General features: G+C 40.3%; 7 protein-coding genes and 1 other RNA gene. 2 read left to right on the plus strand and 6 right to left on the minus strand.

The window, feature by feature from the left end:
- Positions 1 to 30: 30 nt before the first annotated feature.
- From mapZ to D8845_RS08320, 5 genes are all read right to left on the minus strand, one after another.
- Positions 31 to 1,467, minus strand: coding sequence for a cell division site-positioning protein MapZ (gene mapZ, locus D8845_RS08300; RefSeq protein WP_125453126.1), 1,437 nt, complete (start codon positions 1,465 to 1,467; stop codon positions 31 to 33).
- 12 nt (positions 1,468 to 1,479) lie between these two features.
- Positions 1,480 to 2,637, minus strand: a complete 1,158-nt coding sequence (locus D8845_RS08305) for a THUMP domain-containing class I SAM-dependent RNA methyltransferase (RefSeq protein ID WP_125453127.1) — start codon at positions 2,635 to 2,637, stop codon at positions 1,480 to 1,482.
- 84 nt (positions 2,638 to 2,721) lie between these two features.
- Positions 2,722 to 3,102, minus strand: an RNA gene (rnpB, locus tag D8845_RS08310) — RNase P RNA component class B.
- 20 nt (positions 3,103 to 3,122) lie between these two features.
- A complete protein-coding gene (gene gpsB, locus D8845_RS08315) occupies positions 3,123 to 3,452 on the minus strand; it encodes a cell division regulator GpsB (protein WP_185756847.1) in 330 nt (109 codons plus the stop codon).
- Between the two features lie 69 nt (positions 3,453 to 3,521).
- Positions 3,522 to 4,049: a DUF1273 domain-containing protein gene (locus D8845_RS08320; RefSeq protein WP_125453128.1), complete on the minus strand. Its 528-nt coding sequence runs from the start codon at positions 4,047 to 4,049 to the stop codon at positions 3,522 to 3,524.
- Between the two features lie 66 nt (positions 4,050 to 4,115).
- Here D8845_RS08320 and recU point away from each other — a divergent pair, with 66 nt between their 5' ends.
- Both recU and pbp1a read left to right on the plus strand, forming a co-directional pair.
- The gene (gene recU, locus D8845_RS08325; protein ID WP_125453129.1) at positions 4,116 to 4,712 is read left to right on the plus strand and encodes a Holliday junction resolvase RecU; all 597 of its coding nucleotides are present in this window, start codon (positions 4,116 to 4,118) and stop codon (positions 4,710 to 4,712) included.
- Positions 4,709 to 6,898 (plus strand): penicillin-binding protein PBP1A, encoded by a 2,190-nt coding sequence (pbp1a, locus tag D8845_RS08330; protein ID WP_125453130.1) that lies wholly within the window; start codon positions 4,709 to 4,711, stop codon positions 6,896 to 6,898. Before recU ends, pbp1a begins: the two co-directional genes overlap by 4 nt.
- Before the next feature lie 167 nt (positions 6,899 to 7,065).
- Here pbp1a and D8845_RS08335 read toward each other — a convergent pair.
- Positions 7,066 to 7,397, minus strand: a 332-nt coding sequence (locus D8845_RS08335) for an SIALI-17 repeat-containing surface protein (protein ID WP_142998974.1), incomplete at its 5' end; no start/stop codon positions are given.

The raw sequence follows: 7,397 nt of genomic DNA on the forward strand, positions 1-7,397 counted from the left end.
TTTGAAAAGAAAGAATTTTGTAACGACTGCTTAGTAGTCCAAAGCATCCGCATGTCCAGAACCATTTCCAACAAAGTATCCTGTCTTACAGTTAAGGGTAAAGAGATAGGTTCCATCTGGCTTGTAGAGGTTGTAATAACCATTGCCATTAACGATATTGACACGTTCAAGGATGTATTGGTTACCAGTAATATAACCACGTGAGCGTGAAGTCGCTAAAATTTGTTCCAAAACACCATCCGCGAAATCCCAAGCAGAGTTATTGCTATCATCAACAGCCGATTGATTGAACGGCACACGACTTGAAGCTCTCTGGAGGTCAACTCCAGAACTTGATAAACCGCCATGGCTATCATCACGTGCAGAAACTGAATTGTTTGATGAGGCGCTTGAAGATGGACCTGTGTTGCCTGTAGCGCTCTCTGTTGATGAACTTGAACTTTCTTGACTTGAGCTTGAACTTGAAGGAGCTGTTTGTTGACTCTTACCTAGACTAATAGCCTTATCTAGTAATTTATCAAGCTCCGTATTTCCAGTTTTAATATCTTTAAATTTAGCATCCGATTTAGCTTTAGCGTTAGTGTCCAAAACACCATCAACAATAGCTGGCTTCTCAAATTGAGCATTTACATTTTGAATAGCCTTAATTTGCGTTTCAAGGCTGTCATACTTAGATTTTGCAAGCGTATATTCACGACTACCTTCCAGCTTATCAAGCAAGGTTTTAAGTTGCGTCAATTTATCAAACTGGCTATTTTTTAAAGCCGTTTTGTTGCTATCTGTATAGAAGGCATCATAGAAAGTATTAAACTCTTGTAACGCTGTTTGCGTAGCTTGGTCGGTTGAAGCTGATTGTGAAGATTGTATCTCTTGGTTTGAGCGTGAGATTTGACGGTAGACAAAATAGCTCCCCAGCAGGATAACAATTACAATCAGTACTGAAGCGATGATCATCACTCGTTTCTTTATAGAATCTGCTTCTGTTTCTGTCTCTATGGCAGTAGCTCTCGACAGTAAAACTGTTTCATCTTCTTGGACCTCGTCATCTTCATCAACACCTTCCTTAGTTACAACTAGAGGTTCTATCTTTTGACTTTTTTCCTCTAGAGGAGGCAAAACAAAGTTTGAACTATTTGTGTCTGTAGCATCTGTAGAGGCTTTTTCTCCTACTTCTTCATCTGCAGTAGTATCACTCGTTTCTCGAACTGCTTGAATCAATTCCTCTAAACTTTGAGTGGCTGCTAGCTCTTCTTTTTTGAACTGTCGTGTTTCAAACTTATCTGCTTCAATCTCTTCACGATGTTGCTTTATATATTTATCTAGAATACTATCTTCGGGAAGCACCCCAGCTTCAACTTCCTCATTCTTACGAATAACTTGACCTACTGTCAAATCTTTAGCTTCATCAAAATCAAATTGTGGCTCTTGATCATGTTTCTCATGCCGGTCACGTCTCTTCTGATCCATATCTTATCCTTTCTACTTCACTTCTTGGCGCTTAACACGCTGACCAAAATATTGATATAAATCAACTTTTAAGGTTCCATTGTACAACTTACGCTTCTTATCCGCTTGACTACCGTACTTGGTCTCAAAGGCTTCATCACTGGTTAAGATAAACTTGCTCCACGTTTTCAGAGGCGCAAATACTTGACCCATTTCAGCATAAAGCTTGGTAACCCCTGCATCATCTGACAAGCGTTCCCCATAAGGCGGGTTAGAGATAATCACTCCATTGATTTTATCAGAACGCAAATCCTGCACGCGCATCTGCTTAAAGGTAATATCTCCTGCAACACCTGCTGCTTGAGCATTGGCCTTAGCAATTTCCACCATACGTGCATCGATATCACAACCCATGATATCTAGCTCAAGCTCACGATCCACTTTCTTAGCGGCTTCTGTACGCACTTCTTGGATCAAGCGATCGCTAATCCAGTTCCATTCCTCAAAAGCAAAGGAGCGACGAAGTCCTGGAGCCATCTTTCTGGCAATCATAACTGCCTCGATACAGAAAGTTCCTGAACCACAGGTCGGATCAATCAAGGGCTTGTCTGGATACCAGTTAGAGAGTTGCAAAATGGCTGCCGCCATATTTTCCTTGATAGGAGCCCCACCCTTTTCGGTACGATAGCCACGTTTAAAGAGGCTAGTCCCTGTCGTATCAATCATGACAGTTGCCACATCTTTCAGAATAGAGACCTCAATCTTAAACTCAGGACCATTCTCCATCAGAGGAACACCTTCTGGACGGGCATAGTGTTTCTGCAACTTCTTAACAACAGCCTTCTTTGAAATAGCCTGAACACTGGGCTCATTGTGAAGTTTAGATTTAACACATTTTGCTTTCGAAATCGGAAAACGAGCCCCAAGTGGTAAATAATTTTCCCAATCTAGAGTGAAAACTCCCTGAAAGAGCTCTTCAAAAGTCTTAGCTGGGAACGTTCCTACGATAATTTTGATACGGTCTGCTGCCCGAAGCCAGAGGTTGGTTTCGATAATGGCTCTAACGTCTCCTTGAAAACGAACACGTCCATTTTCAACCTGACAATCGTAACCCAACTCTCGCACTTCACGACCAACGACAGCTTCAAGACCTGCTGCCACAGTTGCAATTAAATTAAATTCTTTTTTCATGTTACAGTCTTGCAAGACCTTTCTATATGTCCACTTTAAAAAATGAGGTTGAGAAAATTTCTCAGCCCCAACCTATATGCAATTTTCTATAAGCCATGTTTTGTTCCAGAAGTGACTAGGACCACTTCCTTCGATAATCATCTGTCTACCACTAACAGCTCTAGCTGATAGCAGTCAGAATACTACGTTCGTTTCCGCGTACTCCATGCCCCGACCAAAATTTGGGTTGCTAGCTTGAGGGGTTTACCGCGTTCCACTCTCTCCGTTTCCAGAAAGACTCCGTCACTGTGGCACTTTCAAGCCTACTCTGGCCTATCCAAGGACTTAGCCATTTCAACTGCCGTAACGATTTCTCGTCCCTAGGCTTATGGTTTCGCCTAGCACAAACACTACAGGCATCACAGCCTGTGCTAGCATGGACTTTCCTCATGAAAAGAAATTCTCCTCACGCGATTATCCAAAAATTGCACTTTTCAAATAAGCTCTTATAAATCAGAGTTATCCAAAATTTGTTTACCAAATACTTCTTTCTCAAGACGATTTAGACGTTTTAAAATATCAAAATTCGTCATAGAACTTGTAGTTGCCGCTTCCATAGGCTCTGCTTGAACTGGTGAAGGTTTCGGTTTACGAGCTAATTCTTCCTTCAAATCCGCAATTTCCTGACGAAGTGACTTGACCAAGGCAGCATAGGTTTCATAGTCCTTAATGACATCGTCCAAAAACTCATCAACTTCTACCTTACTATACCCACGAACTTCACGTCCAAACTCTTGTTCAAAAATATCTTTCGCTGAAAAAATAATACTTGCCATGTCTCTCTCCATTCTCGCTTGCTAGTATTATTATATAAAAAAAGCCAAACAAAAATCAAGGTCAAAGGCTTACTTTTCAGAAAAATTTTCTACTAGCTCATTTAAGTCTTCAAACGTTAACCTTTTTATGCGATAACCTTCCTGATTTTTCATCAAATTGTCTATAAATTTTAATTTGGTCTCATTTTCTGGGTCATAGAAAAAATAAGCTAAGTCAGTATTTTCCAGCAAAAATCGTTGGTAATCTCGTAGTTGCCCCATATGTTCATATTTAGGATAGGCATATTTGACAAAGTCTACCTGCTTAAATTGACTAAGTTTAAGCTGATTAGCTTCATTCCAATTTTCCCCGTGTGTTTCAAAATCAAAAATGGTCGCTAGGCTAAAATCATATTCTTCTTTCATTTCATTTGCGACATCAAGCACCCAAGATTCAAATCCCAAGTTCCCTGTAAAGACCAGCCATTTAATCCCTTCTTCTGCTAAATTTTCTAAATCACGGCGAATGGCTTTCTTTATAATTTTTAACCTGATATCTTTTTCATTAAACAAACCCAAGTCAAAATTAGAATATCCCATAATTAAGGCTGTAGTCATTTTTACACCTTTCTTTCTATTTTTATGGTATAATAGAGTGATGTTATTGTACCAATAAGGAGAAATATGGTCAACTATCCTCATAAAATTTCATCGAAAAAAAGCCAAACATCCATTTCTCAACCAAAAAATTTCGCAAATCGAGGAATGACTTTTGAAAAGATGATTAACGCTACCAACGACTACTATCTGACACATGGCATGGCAGTTATCCATAAAAAGCCAACGCCTGTTCAGATCGTTCGAGTAGACTATCCTCAACGTAGTCGAGCCAAAATTGTAGAAGCCTATTTTAGACAAGCTTCCACAACCGATTACTCTGGCGTATATAGAGGACATTACATTGACTTTGAAGCCAAGGAAACACGACAAAAGAATGCTATTCCAATGAAGAATTTTCACCTTCATCAGATTCAGCATATGGAACAAGTTCTAGAACAGCAGGGAATTTGCTTCGTACTACTTCATTTTTCTTCTCAACAAGAAACTTATTTGTTGCCGGCACTTGATTTGATTCGCTTTTATCATCAAGATAAGGGCCAAAAATCAATGCCACTTGGATATATCAAAGAATACGGATATTTGATTAAGCAAGGCGCCTTTCCTCAAATTCCCTATCTCGACATTATCAAAGAACATTTACTAGGTGGTAAAACAAGATGAACAAACAAACTATCCTGCGAATAGCTAAGTATGTAAGTATCGGCTTCTTAACTGTATTTATCGCAGCTGTTGTCCTAGGCGGAGGGCTTTTTCTCTACTATGTTAGCAAGGCTCCGTCTCTGTCCGAAAGTAAACTAGTCGCGACAACCTCAAGTAAGATATACGATAGCAAAGACGAACTGATTGCCGATCTTGGAGCAGAACGTCGTGTCAATGCGCAATCAAATGAAATTCCAACGGAATTAGTTAATGCTATTATTTCTATTGAGGACCATCGTTTCTTTAATCACCGTGGAGTTGATACTATTCGTATCCTTGGGGCAACATTGAGAAATCTCCGAGGCGGAGGGGGACTCCAAGGAGCTTCAACCTTAACTCAGCAATTGATTAAGTTGACTTATTTTTCTACTTCAACTGCTGATCAAACCTTATCACGTAAAGCACAGGAGGCTTGGCTAGCGGTTCAACTAGAGCAAAAAGCTACGAAACAAGAAATACTAACCTACTACATTAATAAGGTCTACATGTCAAACGGTAACTACGGAATGCAAACTGCTGCACAGAACTACTACGGGAAAGATCTTAAAGATTTGAACTTACCGCAGTTAGCACTCCTCGCAGGAATGCCTCAGGCTCCAAATCAGTATGACCCATACTCTCATCCTGAAGTAGCTCAGGAACGACGTAATCTTGTCCTATCCGAGATGAAGGGTCAAGGATTCATCACAGCAGAGCAATATGAAAAAGCGATCAACACACCAATTACTGAAGGTCTACAAAGCCTAAAATCCGGTAACAGTTATCCTGCTTACATGGACAATTACCTAAAGGAAATAATTGATCAAGTAGAGCAAGAAACTGGCTACAACCTTCTAACTACCGGTATGGAAGTATACACCAATGTTGACACCGAGGTTCAACAACGCCTCTGGGATATTTACAATACTGATGAATACGTTAATTATCCTGATGATGAACTCCAAGTAGCTTCAACTATCGTAGATGTAACAAATGGTAAAGTCATTGCTCAGTTAGGTGCCCGTCACCAATCAAGTAATGTATCTTTCGGAATCAACCAAGCCGTTGAAACCAACCGTGACTGGGGTTCTACGATGAAACCAATCACTGACTATGCTCCCGCTTTAGAATATGGAGTCTATGACTCTACTGCAACTATAGTACATGATGTTCCTTATAACTATCCAGGTACTGATACTCCCGTCTACAACTGGGATAAAGGCTACTTTGGAAATATTACTATCCAGTATGCTCTTCAACAATCACGCAATGTCACAGCGGTTGAAACTCTTAATAAGGTCGGTTTAGATAAAGCAAAAACCTTCCTAAACGGACTCGGTATTTATTATCCAAGTCTGCACTATGCGAATGCTATCTCTAGTAATACAACTGAATCCAACAAACAGTACGGAGCAAGTAGTGAGAAAATGGCAGCTGCCTACGCAGCTTTTGCGAATGGTGGTATCTACCATAAACCAATGTACGTTAACAAGATTGTCTTTAGTGACGGCAGCTCAAAAGAATTTTCTGACCCTGGCACTCGAGCTATGAAAGAGACGACTGCCTATATGATGACAGAAATGATGAAAACTGTTTTAGCATACGGAACAGGTCGTGGTGCCTATCTTCCATGGCTACCTCAAGCTGGTAAAACTGGTACATCAAACTATACAGATGAAGAAATTGAGAAATATATCAAAAACTCAGGCTATGTTGCACCAGATGAAATGTTTGTCGGCTATACTCGTAAATATTCGATGGCTGTATGGACGGGTTACTCAAATCGTCTTACTCCTATTGTTGGTGATGGCTTCTATGTTGCAGCCAAGGTTTACCGCTCAATGATGACCTATCTTTCTGAAGATAATCATCCTGGAGATTGGACTATGCCTGAGGGCTTATATCGAAGTGGAGAATATGTCTTTAAGAACGGTGCTCGTCCTACATGGACTGCTCCTTCTACTCAACAAAGTTCTACACCCGCTCCTGCGAGTCAGGCTCCAGAAACCTCAACCTCTCAGTCAAGTGTAACGACACCAAACTCAAACGCAAATCCAAATGCAAATACAGCTACTCCCAATGCTGGAACCAATGAGAATACGGTAACACAACAACCAAGTACCAATCAAGGTCAGCCTAACCAAAATCCTCAGCCAGCTCAACAATAAATTACTAACCACCCAAAAATTGGGTGGTTTTTCAATCTTTTCTTTGTTAAATCAAATAATTAGATAAGAAAAACCTGAGAAGGCCAATTTTACTTCTCAGGTTTTTTGTTCTATACACTCCACTGATTTAGAATACTATTAAGAAAGAGTTTAATTGTCATACACAACTAATCTTTTTTACTTTTTGCTACAAAGATAGCAGATAAGGCTAGTCCAACACTTGCTAAGAAAATAGCTGTTTCTGACTGCTTTTCACCAGTTTCTGGCAATCTCTTGTCTTCCTTGGCAACTTGAACTGGTGCTTCTGGAGTCTGAGCTTTTTCTAACGAACTTAGTTTAAACTCTGGTTTTTCTACTGTCGGTGCTGGTTGATCACCTACGGTTGACAATGGACCTGTGTACTCTGGTAGCTCATGTTTCAAGGCCATAACGGAGTTGACTCCACCTTGGAACTCTGGTTTCTCTACTGTTGGAGCGGCTTGGTCGCCTACGGTTGATA

This window comes from Streptococcus mitis (assembly GCF_003942865.1).
Taxonomy (GTDB): Bacteria; Bacillota; Bacilli; order Lactobacillales; family Streptococcaceae; genus Streptococcus; species Streptococcus mitis_BI.

Excerpts from the sequence above, each read along its gene's own strand:
- pbp1a (WP_125453130.1), top strand. The coding sequence starts at position 4,709 with ATGAACAAACAAACTATCCTGCGAATAGCTAAGTATGTAAGTATCGGC.
- mapZ (WP_125453126.1), bottom strand. The coding sequence starts at position 1,467 with ATGGATCAGAAGAGACGTGACCGGCATGAGAAACATGATCAAGAGCCA.
- D8845_RS08320 (WP_125453128.1), bottom strand. The coding sequence starts at position 4,049 with ATGACTACAGCCTTAATTATGGGATATTCTAATTTTGACTTGGGTTTG.
- recU (WP_125453129.1), top strand. The coding sequence starts at position 4,116 with ATGGTCAACTATCCTCATAAAATTTCATCGAAAAAAAGCCAAACATCC.
- D8845_RS08305 (WP_125453127.1), bottom strand. The coding sequence starts at position 2,637 with ATGAAAAAAGAATTTAATTTAATTGCAACTGTGGCAGCAGGTCTTGAA.
- gpsB (WP_185756847.1), bottom strand. The coding sequence starts at position 3,452 with ATGGCAAGTATTATTTTTTCAGCGAAAGATATTTTTGAACAAGAGTTT.